Annotated in this window: 15 protein-coding genes; 8 read left to right on the forward strand and 7 right to left on the reverse strand. The window is 70.5% G+C overall.

Going from position 1 to position 14775, the window contains the following annotated elements:
- The first annotated feature begins 87 nt into the window (after positions 1-87).
- The gene (gene ettA, locus ACXKZB_RS06270) at positions 88-1773 is read left to right on the forward strand and encodes an energy-dependent translational throttle protein EttA (protein WP_488825211.1); all 1686 of its coding nucleotides are present in this window, start codon (positions 88-90) and stop codon (positions 1771-1773) included.
- Positions 1774-1805: 32 nt separating this feature from the next.
- Complete coding sequence (locus ACXKZB_RS06275) at positions 1806-2261, forward strand: acyl-CoA thioesterase (protein ID WP_222660160.1); 456 nt, start codon at positions 1806-1808, stop codon at positions 2259-2261.
- On the opposite strand, the gene ACXKZB_RS06280 is transcribed toward ACXKZB_RS06275, so the two are convergent.
- Positions 2248-3111 (reverse strand): acyl-CoA thioesterase, encoded by an 864-nt coding sequence (locus ACXKZB_RS06280; protein ID WP_488825212.1) that lies wholly within the window; start codon positions 3109-3111, stop codon positions 2248-2250. The two genes, ACXKZB_RS06275 and ACXKZB_RS06280, sit on opposite strands and share 14 nt — an antisense overlap.
- Before the next feature lie 47 nt (positions 3112-3158).
- Between ACXKZB_RS06280 and ACXKZB_RS06285 the strand changes: the two genes are divergently transcribed.
- Together ACXKZB_RS06285 and ACXKZB_RS06290 are read left to right on the forward strand one after the other, a co-directional pair.
- On the forward strand, positions 3159-3860 hold the full coding sequence (locus ACXKZB_RS06285; protein ID WP_123313433.1) for a DUF8185 domain-containing protein: 702 nt from the start codon (positions 3159-3161) through the stop codon (positions 3858-3860).
- A 37-nt stretch (positions 3861-3897) separates the two neighbouring features.
- Entirely contained in the window at positions 3898-4740 is an 843-nt protein-coding gene (locus ACXKZB_RS06290; protein WP_488825214.1) for an NAD-dependent epimerase/dehydratase family protein, read from the forward strand.
- A gap of 170 nt (positions 4741-4910) precedes the next feature.
- On the opposite strand, the gene ACXKZB_RS06295 is transcribed toward ACXKZB_RS06290, so the two are convergent.
- The 3 genes from ACXKZB_RS06295 to pepN all read right to left on the reverse strand — a co-directional run bounded on the left by ACXKZB_RS06295 (position 4911) and on the right by pepN (position 9156).
- The gene (locus ACXKZB_RS06295; RefSeq protein WP_488825215.1) at positions 4911-5435 is read right to left on the reverse strand and encodes a globin; all 525 of its coding nucleotides are present in this window, start codon (positions 5433-5435) and stop codon (positions 4911-4913) included.
- A complete protein-coding gene (locus ACXKZB_RS06300; RefSeq protein ID WP_488825216.1) occupies positions 5432-6499 on the reverse strand; it encodes a mechanosensitive ion channel family protein in 1068 nt (355 codons plus the stop codon). The genes ACXKZB_RS06295 and ACXKZB_RS06300 overlap by 4 nt, the downstream gene beginning before the upstream one ends.
- 77 nt (positions 6500-6576) lie before the next feature.
- The gene (gene pepN, locus ACXKZB_RS06305) at positions 6577-9156 is read right to left on the reverse strand and encodes an aminopeptidase N (RefSeq protein ID WP_396290575.1); all 2580 of its coding nucleotides are present in this window, start codon (positions 9154-9156) and stop codon (positions 6577-6579) included.
- Positions 9157-9381: 225 nt separating this feature from the next.
- Between pepN and ACXKZB_RS06310 the strand changes: the two genes are divergently transcribed.
- The gene (locus ACXKZB_RS06310) at positions 9382-9942 is read left to right on the forward strand and encodes a mycothiol-dependent nitroreductase Rv2466c family protein (protein WP_488825866.1); all 561 of its coding nucleotides are present in this window, start codon (positions 9382-9384) and stop codon (positions 9940-9942) included.
- Between the two features lie 36 nt (positions 9943-9978).
- Here the strand turns inward: ACXKZB_RS06310 and ACXKZB_RS06315 are convergent, their stop codons facing one another.
- A complete protein-coding gene (locus ACXKZB_RS06315; protein ID WP_488825219.1) occupies positions 9979-10497 on the reverse strand; it encodes a GNAT family N-acetyltransferase in 519 nt (172 codons plus the stop codon).
- Here ACXKZB_RS06315 and ACXKZB_RS06320 point away from each other — a divergent pair.
- Genes ACXKZB_RS06320 through ACXKZB_RS06330 form a run of 3 tightly spaced genes read left to right on the forward strand, consistent with a single transcriptional unit; the run spans position 10496 to position 12563 of the window.
- Complete coding sequence (locus ACXKZB_RS06320; protein WP_488825220.1) at positions 10496-11104, forward strand: helix-turn-helix domain-containing protein; 609 nt, start codon at positions 10496-10498, stop codon at positions 11102-11104. The genes ACXKZB_RS06315 and ACXKZB_RS06320 overlap by 2 nt on opposite strands.
- A 22-nt stretch (positions 11105-11126) precedes the next feature.
- Complete coding sequence (locus ACXKZB_RS06325; protein ID WP_488825222.1) at positions 11127-11624, forward strand: ribose-5-phosphate isomerase; 498 nt, start codon at positions 11127-11129, stop codon at positions 11622-11624.
- A gap of 9 nt (positions 11625-11633) precedes the next feature.
- A complete protein-coding gene (locus ACXKZB_RS06330) occupies positions 11634-12563 on the forward strand; it encodes an Fpg/Nei family DNA glycosylase (RefSeq protein WP_123313440.1) in 930 nt (309 codons plus the stop codon).
- 20 nt (positions 12564-12583) lie between these two features.
- Here the strand turns inward: ACXKZB_RS06330 and ACXKZB_RS06335 are convergent, their stop codons facing one another.
- Both ACXKZB_RS06335 and ACXKZB_RS06340 read right to left on the reverse strand, forming a co-directional pair.
- On the reverse strand, positions 12584-14020 hold the full coding sequence (locus ACXKZB_RS06335; protein WP_488825224.1) for an amidohydrolase: 1437 nt from the start codon (positions 14018-14020) through the stop codon (positions 12584-12586).
- A gap of 29 nt (positions 14021-14049) precedes the next feature.
- Complete coding sequence (locus tag ACXKZB_RS06340; RefSeq protein WP_488825226.1) at positions 14050-14703, reverse strand: FMN-binding negative transcriptional regulator; 654 nt, start codon at positions 14701-14703, stop codon at positions 14050-14052.
- Positions 14704-14775: the final 72 nt, after the last annotated feature.

Genomic DNA, 14775 nt, shown 5'->3' on the forward strand with positions numbered 1-14775 from the left:
CAGACCCCCGTCCGGCCGGGTGCGCGAAGCGGCGATCCGGTTCCGGGCGCGCGACGCACCGGCGGTGTCACTACACTTGGGGCCGATATGGCTGAGTACATCTACCAGATGGTCCGCGCCCGCAAGGCGGTCGGCGACAAGCTGATCCTCGACGACGTCACGATGTCGTTCCTCCCCGGCGCCAAGATCGGCGTCGTGGGACCGAACGGTGCCGGCAAGTCGACGATCCTGAAGATCATGGCCGGTCTCGACCAGCCGTCGAACGGTGAGGCGAAGCTCACGCCGGGCTTCACCGTCGGCATCCTCATGCAGGAGCCGGAGCTCGACGAGACGAAGACCGTGCTGGAGAACGTCCAGGAAGGCGTCGGCGAGATCCACGCGAAGCTCGCCCGCTTCAACGAGATCTCCGCGCTGATGGCCGAGCCCGACGCCGACTTCGACGCGCTCCTCGCCGAGATGGGCACGCTGCAGGAGGAGATCGACGCCGCCGACGCGTGGGACCTCGACTCGCAGCTCGAGCAGGCCATGGCCGCGCTCCAGTGCCCCCCGGGGGACGAACTCGTCACGCACCTCTCCGGCGGTGAGAAGCGTCGCGTCGCGCTCTGCAAGCTCCTGCTCCAGAAGCCCGACCTGCTCCTGCTCGACGAGCCCACCAACCACCTGGACGCCGAGAGCGTGCAGTGGCTCGAACAGCACCTGCAGCAGTACCACGGTGCCGTCCTCGCCGTGACCCACGACCGGTACTTCCTGGACCACGTGGCCCAGTGGATCGCCGAGGTCGACCGTGGTCGCCTCTACCCGTACGAGGGCAACTACTCGACGTACCTCGAGAAGAAGCGTGCGCGCCTCGAGGTGCAGGGCAAGAAGGACGCGAAGCTCGCGAAGCGCCTGTCCTCGGAGCTCGACTGGGTGCGCAGCAACACCAAGGGCCGTCAGGCGAAGTCGAAGGCCCGTCTCGCCCGGTACGAAGAGATGGTCACCGAGGCCGAGCGCACCCGCAAGCTCGACTTCGAGGAGATCGTGATCCCCGTGGGCCCGCGTCTGGGCTCGCAGGTCATCGACGCCGAGAAGCTGCACAAGCAGTTCGGTGAGCGCGTCATCATCGGCGACCTGTCCTTCACGCTGCCCCGCAACGGCATCGTCGGCGTCATCGGCCCGAACGGTGTCGGCAAGACGACGCTGTTCAAGACGATCGTCGGCCTCGAGCCCCTCGACGGCGGCACGCTGAAGATCGGCGACACGGTCGACATCTCCTACGTCGACCAGAGCCGTGGCGGCATCGACCCGAACAAGAACCTGTGGGAGGTCGTGTCCGACGGCCTCGACTACATCCAGGTCGGCAAGACCGAGATCCCGTCCCGTGCGTACGTCTCGCAGTTCGGGTTCAAGGGCCCGGACCAGCAGAAGCGGGCCGGCATCCTGTCGGGTGGTGAGCGCAACCGTCTGAACCTCGCGCTGACCCTCAAGCAGGGCGGCAACCTGCTGCTCCTCGACGAGCCGACGAACGACCTGGACGTCGAGACCCTCGGCAGCCTCGAGAACGCCCTGCTCGAGTACCCCGGTTGCGCCGTGGTCATCACCCACGACCGGTGGTTCCTCGACCGCATCGCGACGCACATCCTGGCGTGGGAAGGCCTCAACGAGGACGGCATGCCGAACTGGTACTGGTTCGAGGGCAACTTCGAGGCGTACGAGGAGAACAAGATCGAGCGCCTCGGTGCCGACGCCGCGAAGCCCGGTCGCGCGACGTACCGCAAGCTCACCCGCGACTGACCCGCGTGGCGAGACTGCACGCTCCCATCCGCATGCGGTGGAGCGACATCGACGCCTACGGTCACGTCAACAACTCCGCGATGCTGCGCCTGCTCGAAGAGGCGCGCATCGTGGGGTTCTGGGGGCCGGATGCGGGCGAGCTGACGGATGACGGCAGCCTGCCCGAGCCGATCATCGACGGTCGGCCGGGCTCCGGCACGATGACGGTGATCGCCGGACAGCGTCTCGAGTACCTCGCGTCGATCCCGTACCTCCGCCAGCCGCTCGACATCCAGATGTGGATCGGGCGCCTCGGCGGGGCGAGCATCGACGTGTCGTACGAGGTCTGGTCGCCGGTCGGGCAGCAGCCGGCCGAGCTCTACACCCGGGCGACGACGGCGCTCGTGATGGTGGACGCCGCCACGAACCGTCCTCGGCGGCTGACCGAGGCCGAGCGTGCGGCGTGCGAGCCGTACCTCGAGGCCCCGGTGGAGTTCAGCCGCCCGTAGGCACCCGCATCATGCCCTCCTGCGCCACGGTCGCCAGCAGGCGGCCGTCGCGGGAGAACATCCGACCGAACGCGAGCCCCCGGCCGCCCTGCGCGCTGGGGGACTCCTGCGTGTACAGGATCCACTCGTCAGCCCGACCGTCGCGGTGCCACCACATCGCGTGGTCCAGGCTGGCGCTCTTCACACCGGGTGTGCCCCAGGCGACACCGTGCCGCCGCATGATCGGTTCGAGGATCGACAGGTCGCTGGCGTACCCGAGGACCGCGCGGTGCAGGGCCGGGTCATCGGGCAGGTCGCCCTGCACGCGGAACCAGACCGCCTGGTGCGGGACGTGTTCGCCCTGCACGTCGACGAACACCGGGCCCTCGACGTGCCGGAGGTCGATCGACCGCTCGGCCCAGGCCTTGGCGACGGGGTGGTCGATGGCGGACAGGATCGACGCGGCCGACGGCAGCGACTCCGGCGCCGGGGTGTCGACCGGGTACGGGTCCTGGTGCTCGACCCCGGTGTCCGGCACCTGGAACGACGCGATCATCGAGAAGATCGGTACGCCGCGCTGGTAGGCCTGCACCCGCCGGGTCGCGAACGACCGGCCGTCGTGGATGCGTTCGACGCCGAAGGTGATCGGCACGTCGATGTCACCGGGGCGCAGGAAGTACCCGTGCATCGAGTGGATGTCACGCCCCTCGATGGTGGCCTGCGCGGCGACGACGCACTGGGCGAGCACCTGGCCGCCGAACACCCGCCCGCCGGGGGACCAGTGGTTCGCGCCGGTGAGGATCGTCTCACCCGTGCTCGCACCGGTGTCCTCGAGTCGGAGTGTCCGCAGGAAGTCGGGTTCGCCGTTCACGAGGTGCAGTCTACGAACACAGGGTGCGCCGGTAGGATCGGTGCGACATGGGCACCTCGTTCACGCTTCCCGACGCCGCCTCCCTCGGGGACCTCCGCACGTACCTCGGACGTGCCGCTCGGATCGAGGACGGCTCGGTCCGGTTCATCGCCGACTCCGGCGTCCTCGCGGTCTACACGGCGATCCTCTACCCCCTCGGACTCCTCGACGAGCTGCCGACGGTCCTCGGACTCCGGACGTTCTCGCTCACCGAGCCCGCGACGATCGACGCCGTCGTGCCGCTGCAGTCCCTGCTCGAGCGGCTGCGACTCCTCGCCGAGGAACAGGACGCCGAGCACGCCGACGGTGCCGACCCGACGCGGGCCACCCCGATCGAGGTCGAGCTCCCGCACGAGGTCCACACCGTGACCTGGGCAGCGATCTCACCGCCTCGTGGTGGGTGGGTGCCGCTGCCCGACATCTCGCCGGAGCTGCTGCGCCGCGCCACCCGCGACGGCATCGCCGAGGTCGCCGACGCCGTCCCGACCAACGCGGGCGAGGCGATCATCCGCAAGGTGCGCTCCGAGGTCTGGGGCCGTCCGGTGCCGGGCATCGAGCACCTGCCCGCTGGTGCAGGCTTCGCGGGGGAGAGCCTCGGCTTCCTCGGTCACGACCCCGTCCGACTGTTCGAGACGGGTCCGTGGAGCCGTCTGACGACGTCGCGCGGGCACGTCCTCGTCAAGCGCCGCGCCTGGACCCTGAACCCGTAGCGAGCGTCGCGTCCTGCCCGGGTGGTTGGCTGGCGGCATGCACGTCTTCCTCACCGGCGCGTCCGGCTACATCGGTTCCTCCGTCCTCCGCGCCCTCGTCGCCCACGGGCACCAGGTGACCGCCATCGTGCGCTCCGACGAGAAGGCGCAGCGCGTCCGTGACGCCGGCGGGCACGCCCTCGTCGAGGACGTCACCGACACCGAGGTCGTCGAACGGCTGCTGCACGAGACCGACGGCGTCGTCCACACCGCGTCCGCTCCCGATGTCGACCCCGACTTCGTGGCGACGGTCCTCCGCGCCTACTCCGGCACCCCGAAGCCGTTCGTGCACACGGGCGGCATCTTCACCTTCGGCAACTCGACGGACATCTCCGAGCAGTCCCCGATCGACCCGCCCGAGCTGACGTCGTGGCGCACGGCGAACGAGGCAGCAGTCCGGGCGAGCGACGTGCGGACCACGATCGTCGCCCCGGGCATCGTGTACGGGCGCGGTGCGGGGATCCCCGCGATGTTCGTCAGCGACGGCACACAGCCGGTCACCCTGGTCGGCGACGGCTCGCAGCGCTGGACCACGGTGCACGTCGACGACCTCGGCGAGCTCTACGTCCTGGCGCTGGAGCGGACCGAGCAGGACGGGTACATCGTCGCCGCCACCGGGGACAACCCCACGGTGCGCGAGCTCGCCGAAGCGGGGGCGCACGGCGCTCCTGTCGTCCCCGAGAGCGTCGACGCCTCGCGTGAGCGACTCGGCGCGGCGTTCGCCGATGCCCTGCTCCTGCACCAGGAGGCTTCCGGTGCGCATGCCCGCTCCGCGTACGGCTGGAACCCGACGCACCCGTCCCTGGTCCAGGACCTCGCCACCGGCTCGTACGTGCGCTGAGGACGACCAGCGGCCCTCGACGACGGCTTCAGCGCCGCCGAGGTTCCACAACATGCCGCGCACCGTTCGCCGAGGTTCCACGAACGGCGCGAGAGGCCGCCGAGATGTGCAGATTTTGGAACCTGAAGGGCAGTCGGGACCTGCCGGCAGTCAGGACCCGACGGCAGGGGTCAGTCGAAGGTGTTCGTCATGGCGTGCGCGGCGCGGTCGAGGTACGCCCAGAGCTCGGCCTCGTCCAGGGGCGCGAGTTCGAGTGACTCGACGGCCTCGCGCATGTGGTGCAACCACCGCTCGCGGGCCTCGGACGTGATGCGGAACGGGTTGTGCCGCATGCGCAGCCGGGGGTGTCCGCGCTCTTCGCTGTAGGTGCCCGGCCCGCCCCAGTACTGCTGCAGGAAGGCCGACAGGCGCCAGATCGCGCCCTCGAGGTCGTCGGCGGGGTACATCGGCCAGATGACCTCGTCGTGCTGCACACCCTCGTAGAAGCGCCGGACGAGCCGGTCGAAGGTCGGAGCTCCGCCGATGCGGTCGAAGAGCGAGCCGGTGGCCGAGACCCCGTGCTCGCCGACCCGCAGCGTGATCGGCTGCGCCGGGACGCCGGGCACGCCGAGGCCGCCAGCCCCGCCGGGCACACCGACGCCGCCAGTCACACCGGGCTTGCCGGGGCTGTTGCTCGGGGGAGTGGGATCGGTCACTGGGGGTCCTTCCCACCGTCGTGGTGGTCGTCGGTGCGGATCGGCTGCCCGAGCACGTTGCGCTTCGTGCGGCGCGGCTTGGTCGGTGCCGGGGTGGGCCGGGTCTGGACGGATCGCAGCCCGTTGATCGAGGTCGCGTTCTCCCAGCCCTCGGGCATGATCATCGCCATGGCGGGAAGGGTGATGCCGAGGCCGTCGACGGCGTGCTTCAAGCGGGCGCGGAGTTCGCGTCCGACGACGTCGAGCTCGGATGCGCGGGTCTTCACGACGAGCCGGAAGACCATGCCGTCCTCGGAGATCGACTGCAGCCCCCAGATCTCGGGCTTCTCGACGATGCGCTGGCGCCAGCGGGGCTCCTGCGACATGGCGACCGCGGCCGCGAGCAGGGCGTCCTGCACGGCGTCGATGTCGGTGTCGTAGGGGACCGTGATGTCGACGAGGACCCGTGACCAGCCTTGCGACAGGTTGCCGACGCGCAGGATCTGGCCGTTCGGCACGAACCACAGGATGCCGTTGACGTCTCGCACCTGCATGACGCGCAGCCCGACGTTCTCGACCACGCCCGTGGCCTGTCCGGTGTCGACGACGTCCCCGACGCCGGCCTGGTCCTCGAGGATCATGAAGATGCCGGACACCAGGTCCTTCACGATCGACTGCGCGCCGACGGCGAGGCCCGCGGCGACGAGCGAAGCGCCACCGACGATGCCGACGGCGGCGTTCGGAACCAGGAGCGGAATGATCACGACGAGGGCGATCACCACGACGATGACCGTGGCCAGGTTCTGCAGGACGCTCCCGAGTGTGCGGGTGCGCTGCACGACGCGTGCGGTCTGCACCGGCGACGCGATGAGCGCCTGCGTGTCGGTCGCTCCCTGTCGCTTCTTGACGCCCGAGACGACGCGGTCGACGACCTGACGGATCACTCGGCGCAGGATCAGCCGGAGGACGACGGCGACGAGGATCGTGATCACGATGACGATCGCGTCGTGCCAGGTGGTCACGAAGTCGGTGAAGGCGTTCGAGACGGCCTTCGTGGTCTCATCGGTGGTTGCAGCGAGGCTCATGATCCGGACGATGCTAGAGGGCGGGGCCTCGGCGTTCCATGAGGAACGCCAAGACCCCGCCGATCAGAGCTCGATGCTCAGGCGTCCGCCGCCTGCACCCGGAGCGCGCGCTCCGTGCCCGCGACGCTCTCGGAGACGATGCGCCGCAGCGCCGGGGTCTCCGGGTGCGCCTCGAGCCACGCGTGCGCGGCGTCGCGGAGCTCGGCGGACGCGAGCGGCGCCGGGTACAGGCCCGAGACGATCGTGTCGGCCATGTGGTAGCTGCGCTCGGCCCAGATGCGCGTGAGCACCTCGAAGTACTTCGGCACGAGGCCCTCGAGCACGACGGGGCTGTTCACGTGCTGGAACCCGACCGTGGTCTGCCGCACGATCGCGTTCGGCAGCTCGGACGAGTCGACGAGCGACGCGAAGGCCGCGAGCTTGCCCTCGGCGGTGGGGATCGTCGCACGGGCGCGGGCCGCGGCCTGCTCACCCGACGCGGTCTTGTCCGCCGCGAGTTCGGCGTCGACCTCGGCGTCGGAGGCGGCACCGGCGAGCACGAGGCCCTCGAGCAGCTCCCAGCGCAGGTCGGTGTCGATCTCGAGGCCCTGCAGCGTGACCGATCCGTCGCGCAGCCCCTGCAGGGTGGCGACGTGCTCGGGCGTCGACGCGATCTGCGCGAAGAACTTCACGAACTGGAACTGCGCGTCCGAACCGGCCTCGGCCGAGGCCGCGAGCTGCCAGAGGGTGTCGCCCACCGTGCGGACCGTGGCGTCGACCTTCGACGGCGCCACGTAGTTGCGCGTCGTCAGGAGCAGCTGCGACAGGGTCGTGCGGATGGTCGTCGACTCGGACTCGGTCGCGATGTTGCCGAGCGCGAGCCGGACGTAGTCGCTGGCGGGCGACTCGGCGTCGCGCGTGGCGTCCCACATCGCACCCCAGACGATCGAACGGGCGAGCGGGTTCGCGATGGCCGCGAGGTGCTCGATCGCCGTCGTGCGGGACTGCTCGTCGAGACGGATCTTGGCGTAGGCCAGGTCGTCGTCGTTGAGGAGCACGAGGTCACCGCGCTGCACACCGACGAGCTCGGGGACCTCGGTGCGTGCGCCGTCGACGTCGATCTCGACGCGGTGCACGCGCTCGAGCTTGCCGCCGGACGACGCGGTGTCGGCACCGAACGGCGCGGAGTCGTCCGTCCCGAACGCGTAGACGCCGATGGCGAGGCGGTGCGGGCGGAGCGTCGGGTGGTCGGCCGGCGCTTCCTGCAGGACGGCGAACGAGGTGATCGCGCCGGACTCGTCGACCTCGATCTCCGGGCGGAGCGTGTTGACGCCCGCGGTCTCGAGCCAGAGCTTCGACCACCCGGACAGGTCGCGGCCGCTGGTGGCCTCGAGCTCGACGAGCAGGTCACGCAGTTCGGTGTTCGAGTGGTGGTGCTTCTTGAAGTAGGCCGAGACACCCGCGAAGAACGCGTCGATGCCGACCCACGCCACGAGCTGCTTCAGGACGGAGCCGCCCTTGGCGTAGGTGATGCCGTCGAAGTTGACCTGGACGTCCTCGAGGTCGTTGATCGTCGCGACGATCGGGTGCGTCGAGGGGAGCTGGTCCTGGCGGTAGGCCCAGGACTTCTCCATCGCCTGGAACGTGGTCCAGGCCTCGGTCCACTCGGTGGCCTCGGCGGTGGCGATCGTGGACGCCCACTCGGCGAACGACTCGTTCAGCCAGAGGTCGTTCCACCACTTCATGGTGACGAGGTCGCCGAACCACATGTGCGCGAGCTCGTGCAGGATCGTGACGACCCGACGCTCCTTGATGGCGTCGGTCACCTTCGAGCGGAAGACGTAGGTCTCGGTGAACGTGACGGCGCCCGCGTTCTCCATCGCGCCGGCGTTGAACTCCGGCACGAAGAGCTGGTCGTACTTCTCGAACGGGTACGGGACGTCGAACTTCTCCTCGTAGTAGGCGAAGCCCTTCTTCGTGGTCTCGAACACGTACTCGGGGTCGAGGTACTCGGCCAGCGACTTGCGCGCGAAGACGCCGAGCGGGATGGTGCGGCCGTCGCTGCTCGTCAGTTCGTCGCGGACGACCTCGTACGGGCCGGCGATGAGCGCCGTGATGTAGCTCGAGATGGTGGCGGTGGGCGGGAAGGCCCAGGTCGCGACGTCGCCGTCGACGTGGGGCTCGGGCGTGGGCGAGTTCGACACGACCTGCCACCGTGACGGTGCCGTCACGGTGAAGGAGAACTGTGCCTTGAGGTCGGGCTGCTCGAACACCGCGAACATGCGGCGCGAGTCGGGGACCTCGAACTGGGAGTACAGGTACACCTCGTCGTCCACCGGGTCGACGAAGCGGTGCAGGCCCTCGCCCGTGTTCGTGTACAGCGCGTCGCTGACGACCACGAGCTCGTTCTGCTCCTGCAGGTCGTCGAGCTGGATGCGGACGCCGTCGTTCACCGCGGCGACGTCGAGCGCGGTGCCGTTCAGGGTGACGGAGTGCACGGTCTTCGTGATCGCGTCGATGAACGTGGAGGCACCGGCGGTCGCGGTGAAGCGCACGCGGGTGGTGCTGCCGAAGGTCTCGGCGCCGCGGGTCAGGTCGAGCTCGACGTCGTACGTCTGCACGCTGACGATGCCGGCACGTTCCTGGGCTTCGGTTCTGGTGAGGTTCTCTCCGGGCACGCAACGCTCCATCTTCGCTGGGGACGCGGACGATCGTGTCCGCGAGGGGAGTCCCGGCACGGCGTCGTGCACCGGCGGGACGATGGGTTCCAGCCTAGCGACGCCGCGTACCCTCGGAGCGTGAGCGAGACGACTGTGGACAAGACGACGGAACACCCGACCGGACACACGACCGAACGAACCACCGTGGAGTTCTGGTTCGACCCGAACTGCCCCTGGGCCTGGATGACGAGCCGCTGGGTGGGCGAGGTCGCCGAGCACCGCGACCTCGACGTGACGTGGAAGGTGATGAGCCTGTTCGTCCTCAACGAGGACCAGGACGTCCCGGACACCTACAAGGAGCGCCTGCAGGCGGGTCAGGTCTACCCGCGCATCGTGACGGCGGCGCGGCTCCGGCTCGGCCAGGACATCGTCAAGCCGCTCTACGACGCCCTCGGCGAGCACGTCCACCACCGCCAGGAGCAGGACCCCGACCAGGTCGTCCCCGCCGTGCTCGCCGAGCTCGGTCTCGACGCCGACCTGCTCGAGTACGCCTGGACGGACGAGGTCGACGCCGCCGTGCGCGCGAGCCACCAGGACGGCATCGACCGGGTCGGACAGGACGTCGGCACGCCCGTCATCGCGGTCGCCGGCACCGCGTTCTTCGGACCGGTCATCTCCCCGGCACCCAAGGGGCAGGAAGCGCTCGACCTGTGGGACGGCGTCGTCGCCGTGGCCAAGTACCCCGGCTTCTTCGAGCTCAAGCGCTCGCGCACCGTCGGCCCGGTCTTCGACACCACCGACTGACGGGAGGCGCGGCTCGCCACCGCCACGTCCGTCCCGTCAGGCGAGGGGCAGGCGCATGAGCGTCAGGTCCAGCCAGCGGTCGAACTTGCGTCCGACCTCGGGCACGACCGCGACCGTGCTGAACCCGAGCTTCTCGTGCAGGGCGATCGATCCGGTGTTCGTGCTGCAGATCCCCGCCATCATGACGTGCCGGCCCTCGGCGGTCGCCCGCTCGACGAGGGACCGCATCAGGGTCGAGGCGATGCCCCGGCCGCGGAACGACTCGACCACGTAGACGCTGTGCTCGACGGTCAGGCGGTACCCGTGGTGCGGCCGCCACTGCGAGTACGTGGCGTACCCGGCGACGGTGCCGTCGACCTCGGCGACGAGCACGGGGTACCCGTCGCCCTGCCGTTCGGCCAGCCAGGTGTCGAAGTACGCGCGCGGGTGCGGCTCCTCTTGCCAGATGGCGGTGGAGTGCAGCACGGCGTCGACGTGCAGGGCGTGCACGACGTCGAGGTCGGCCGGGGTGCAGTCGCGGACCACGACCCCGTTCGTCGCATATGCTGTCGTCATGTCTCACATCGTAGACGACGAGCCGGGCCTCGCGGAACGGGCCCTCGGCGAGCGACTCCAGCGCCTCCGGACCGAACGGAAGTGGAGCCTCACCGAGCTCGCCGAGGAGTCCGGCGTCTCCCGCGCCATGATCAACCGCGTCGAGCGCGGGGTCTCCAGCCCCACCGCGACGATCCTCGGGCGGCTCTCCGGCGCCTTCGGCCTGACGATCTCGCAGCTCCTCGACGAGGCCCTCGAGCACGAGGTGCCCAGGGCGACCGATCCCGACGACGCACGCGGCATCCAACGCGGCGCGACCGCCGAGTCCTGGACCGATCCCGACACCGGGTACCGCCGCCGTCCGGTCTCGAGCGCGGCCTTCCCCGCTGACGTCACCGAGGTGCGCCTCCCGGCCGGCCGCGAAGTGGCCTACCCGGCGTCCGCCTACGCGTTCCTGCGCCACTGCATCTGGGTGGTCGACGGCGTGCTCGAACTCGTCGTCGGCGGCGAGTCGACGCGGCTCGCCGCGGGCGACCGGATCGAGCTCGGCGACCCCGCCGACGTGGTCTACCGGAACCCGGGCGACGGGTCCACCCGGTACGTCGTCGTGGTGGTCCGGGGGCAGTAGCCGCAGGAATAGGATCGGTTCCATGCGCATCCACCTCGGAACGGACCACGCCGGCCTCGAGTTCAACCAGACCCTCGCGACGCACCTGTCGGAAGCCGGGCACGAGGTCGTGGACCACGGACCGACCGAGTACGACGCGCTCGACGACTACCCCTCGTTCTGCATCAACGCCGCGCACGCCGTGGTGCAGGACCAGCGCGCCGGTGTCCAGGCGCTCGGCGTCGTGTTCGGCGGCTCCGGCAACGGCGAGCAGATCGCCGCGAACAAGGTCGAGGGCGTCCGCGCAGCGCTCGTCTGGAACGAGTCGACCGCGCTCCTCGCGCGGCAGCACAACGACGCCAACGTCATCTCGATCGGTGCCCGCCAGCACACCGAGGACGAAGCGATCCGCTTCGTCGACCTGTTCATCGCCGAGCCGTTCTCGGGCGAGGAGCGTCACGCCCGCCGCATCGCGCAGCTCGCCGAGTACGAGCAGACGGGGCACATCGCCGGCAAGCAGATCGACGGCTCGGCCGAGTAGACAGGTCCCATGCCCGAGGGTCACTCCGTCCACCGAATCGCCAACCAGTTCACCCGGCACTTCGTCGGCAAGCGCTGCGAGGTGTCCAGTCCGCAGGGGCGGTTCGCCGCCGGGGCCGCGCAGCTCGACGGCAAGCGGATGATCGCTGCCCGGGCGGTGGCGAAGCAGATGTTCCTCGAGTTCGAGGGCGACCTGTTCCTCCGCGTGCACCTCGGCCTCTACGGCGCGTGGGACTTCGCGGGGGTGATCTCCACCGCCGAGGCGCTGTCGGACGACGACGACCGCGAAGAGTCGCTCAGCTCGATCGGCGCACCGCGGCTGGCCCGCTACCGGATGGCCGAGCAGGAGAAGGCGGAGGACCCGATCGAGTCCTTCCCCCCGGACCCCGTCGGCCAGGTGCGCGTCCGGATCCTGACCGAGGACACCGTCGCCGACCTGCGCGGCCCGACCGCGTGCGTCGTGGAGACGCCGGCCGAGGTGCAGCGCGCCCTCGACAAGCTCGGCCCCGACCCGATGAACGACGACGGCCCCGAGGCCGAGAAGGTGTTCGTCGACAACGTCCGGAAGCGCAACGTCGCCATCGGGCAGCTGCTCATGGACCAGTCGGTCGTGGCCGGCATCGGCAACATCTACCGTGCCGAACTGCTCTTCCGGCAGCGGATCGACCCGTACAAGCCGGGCAAGAAGATCACCGTCAAGCAGGCGAAGGCGCTCTGGGCGGACTGGTCGAAGCTGCTGCACGACGGCGTCCGTGACGGCCTGATGATGACGATGGACGACCTGTCCGAGGCCGACCACAAGAAGGCCCTGCGCTCGCGCAAGGACCGCCACTGGGTCTACCACCGGCAGGGCGAGCCGTGCCGGGTGTGCGGCACCGAGATCCGGATGGCGGACATGGCCGGTCGGAAGCTCTACTGGTGCCCGAAGGACCAGAAGTAGCGCGCCTCAGAACCGAGAGCTCAGAGTTCGCAGTACGTGAACCGCCCGGCGATCGCGGTCGCGAGCACCCGCATCGAACGCAACGCGGACGACGACGCCGTGAGCGGGTCCGACCCGACGAGCACGAGGTCCGCGACGTCGCCGACGGCCACGCTGACCCGTCCGTCCGTCGACCCCCGCCACGCGGCGAGCGCCGAGAGCCGTTCGGCGGGGTGCCAGGGGTCGCGGCCGTCGCGGTCGCGCCCGACGGCCGCGGCCATCGACACCCACGGGTCGAGGGGCGCCACCGGGGCGTCCGACCCGAGCAGCAGTCGGGCTCCGGCTCGGGCGAGCGACGCGAACGCGAACGCCCGGTCGGTGCGGCCGGCCCAGTGCCGGTCGGCGATGTCGCGGTCGTCCATGGCGTGCTCGGGCTGCACCGAGGCGGCCACCCCGAGCCTGGCGAACCGGTCGACGTCGGTGTCGACGAGCAGTTGCGCGTGCTCGATGGTGCCGCGGGCGCCGACGGCCTCGAAGACGTCGAGCGCGAGGGTGTTCGCCCGGTCGCCGATCGCGTGGATCGCGGGGACGAGTCCGGCGTCGACGGCCCGGCGGGTGACGGCCACGAGGTCGTCGAACTCCCACGCGAGCACGCCGGACCCGTCGGTCATGGCCGCGGTCCGGGTGCCGAGGGACCCGTCGGTGACGACCTTGAACGGCCCCATCGTCAGCAGGCCGCGGGTCCGGTCGACGACGTCGCCGGTGCGGAGCCCGCGGTCGATCGCGGCGTCGAGTTCCGCCGGGTAGACCCCGGACGCCACCCGGAGCGCGTCGGTGCCGGCGTGGATCCGGCGCGCCCAGCGGTCGAGGCCGAAGCGCATCTCGAGGTCGACGATGCCCGTCACGCCGCGGGCGGCAGCGGCCTCCACCGCGTCGGCGACGTACCCGTCGAGCAGGTCGTCCGGCACCTGCGAGAGCGCACCGGTCACGTCGAAGGCGTCCTGCTCGCGCAGGACCCCGTCGGCACCCGCCTCGAGCGAGCGGCCGACGAGCGCGGAGAAGTGGGCGAGCGCGAGGGCGTTGCACCAGACCGCGTGCAGGTCACCGCTGATGACGACGGTCGGGAGGCCCGGTGCGGCCTGGTCGAGCAGCTCGCGTCGTGCGGGGGTCGGCCACAACCCGTCGCGGTAGCCGTGTCCGATCAGCACGCGGTCCGGCACCCCGGTCCGCGCGACCGCTGCGAGGAGGTCGGCGGTCGACTCCGCCGAGTCGCAGCCGGAGACGTCGACGCGGCGGCGCACCAGGGCCCACTGGTCGAAGTGCGTGTGGTGGTCGCGGAGGCCGGGGCCGAGCCACGCGCCGGCGGTCTCGACGACCTCCGTGTCGGGTCCCGAAGGGTCGAGCGTGCCGGCCGGCGCGATCTCGGCGACCCGGCCGTCGGCGATGCGGACGTCGGCAGGGGCCCCGGAGGTGCCCACCCTGCGGACGGTCCTGAGCAGGATCTCCGTCACCGTTCCTCCCGGTCGTCAGCGCGCGCAGCGTGCGCTCGTTCCATCTCGTCGGCGAGCGCCGGCGACGCGTAGGGGCCGTCGCCGCGCAGGCCGGCGATGATCCGGTCGACGACCTCGGGCGCCTTGTTCTGCGAGAGCTTCGCGCGGGCGTCGAACCGGGTGATCCGGATGCGGATGCCCACGGTGCCCTTCGCCATCCGGCGTGCGGTCTCCTCGTCGATCTCGAGGGACACCGGCTCGGGCATGACACGCTCGAAGTGGTCGACGAGCTCGCCGAGCACCCGGAAGTTCTCGTCGTCGGACAGCAGCTCCGGCGTGCCCCACAGGTGTGCGGTGACGTGGTTCCAGGTGGGCACGAACTGTTCCGGCGGGTACCAGGCGGGGGACACGTACCCGTGCGGACCCTGCACCACGACCAGGACCTCGTGGCGGCCGAGTTCGTGCGCGACCTCGTCCGGACGGCCGACGTGCGAGACGAGCACGATCTCGCCGGGGTCGTCGTCCGGCCCGGGCGCCTCGAGCAGGAACGGGTAGTGCGACGCGACGATCCCGGCGTCGGTGTGCGACACGATCGTGGCCCACGGGTTGCCCGCGACCAGGCGCTTGACCTCGTCGACGTCCGTCATCAGGAAGTGGGGTGTGTGCCGCATGATCCGAGCGTGGCACACGGCTCCGGCCGAGCGCGACACCTGTCGTTTCGCGAGTGTTTCAGACCGGTAAAA

It is taken from the genome of Curtobacterium sp. ABR8 (genome assembly GCF_057812125.1).

Bases quoted from the DNA above. Each gene is read 5' to 3' on its own strand.
- ettA (WP_488825211.1), top strand. From the start codon at position 88: ATGGCTGAGTACATCTACCAGATGGTCCGCGCCCGCAAGGCGGTCGGC.
- ACXKZB_RS06275 (WP_222660160.1), top strand. From the start codon at position 1,806: ATGCGGTGGAGCGACATCGACGCCTACGGTCACGTCAACAACTCCGCG.
- ACXKZB_RS06285 (WP_123313433.1), top strand. From the start codon at position 3,159: ATGGGCACCTCGTTCACGCTTCCCGACGCCGCCTCCCTCGGGGACCTC.
- ACXKZB_RS06290 (WP_488825214.1), top strand. From the start codon at position 3,898: ATGCACGTCTTCCTCACCGGCGCGTCCGGCTACATCGGTTCCTCCGTC.
- ACXKZB_RS06300 (WP_488825216.1), bottom strand. From the start codon at position 6,499: ATGAGCCTCGCTGCAACCACCGATGAGACCACGAAGGCCGTCTCGAAC.
- ACXKZB_RS06310 (WP_488825866.1), top strand. From the start codon at position 9,382: ATGACGAGCCGCTGGGTGGGCGAGGTCGCCGAGCACCGCGACCTCGAC.
- ACXKZB_RS06320 (WP_488825220.1), top strand. From the start codon at position 10,496: ATGTCTCACATCGTAGACGACGAGCCGGGCCTCGCGGAACGGGCCCTC.
- ACXKZB_RS06315 (WP_488825219.1), bottom strand. From the start codon at position 10,497: ATGACGACAGCATATGCGACGAACGGGGTCGTGGTCCGCGACTGCACC.
- ACXKZB_RS06325 (WP_488825222.1), top strand. From the start codon at position 11,127: ATGCGCATCCACCTCGGAACGGACCACGCCGGCCTCGAGTTCAACCAG.
- ACXKZB_RS06330 (WP_123313440.1), top strand. From the start codon at position 11,634: ATGCCCGAGGGTCACTCCGTCCACCGAATCGCCAACCAGTTCACCCGG.
- ACXKZB_RS06340 (WP_488825226.1), bottom strand. From the start codon at position 14,703: ATGCGGCACACACCCCACTTCCTGATGACGGACGTCGACGAGGTCAAG.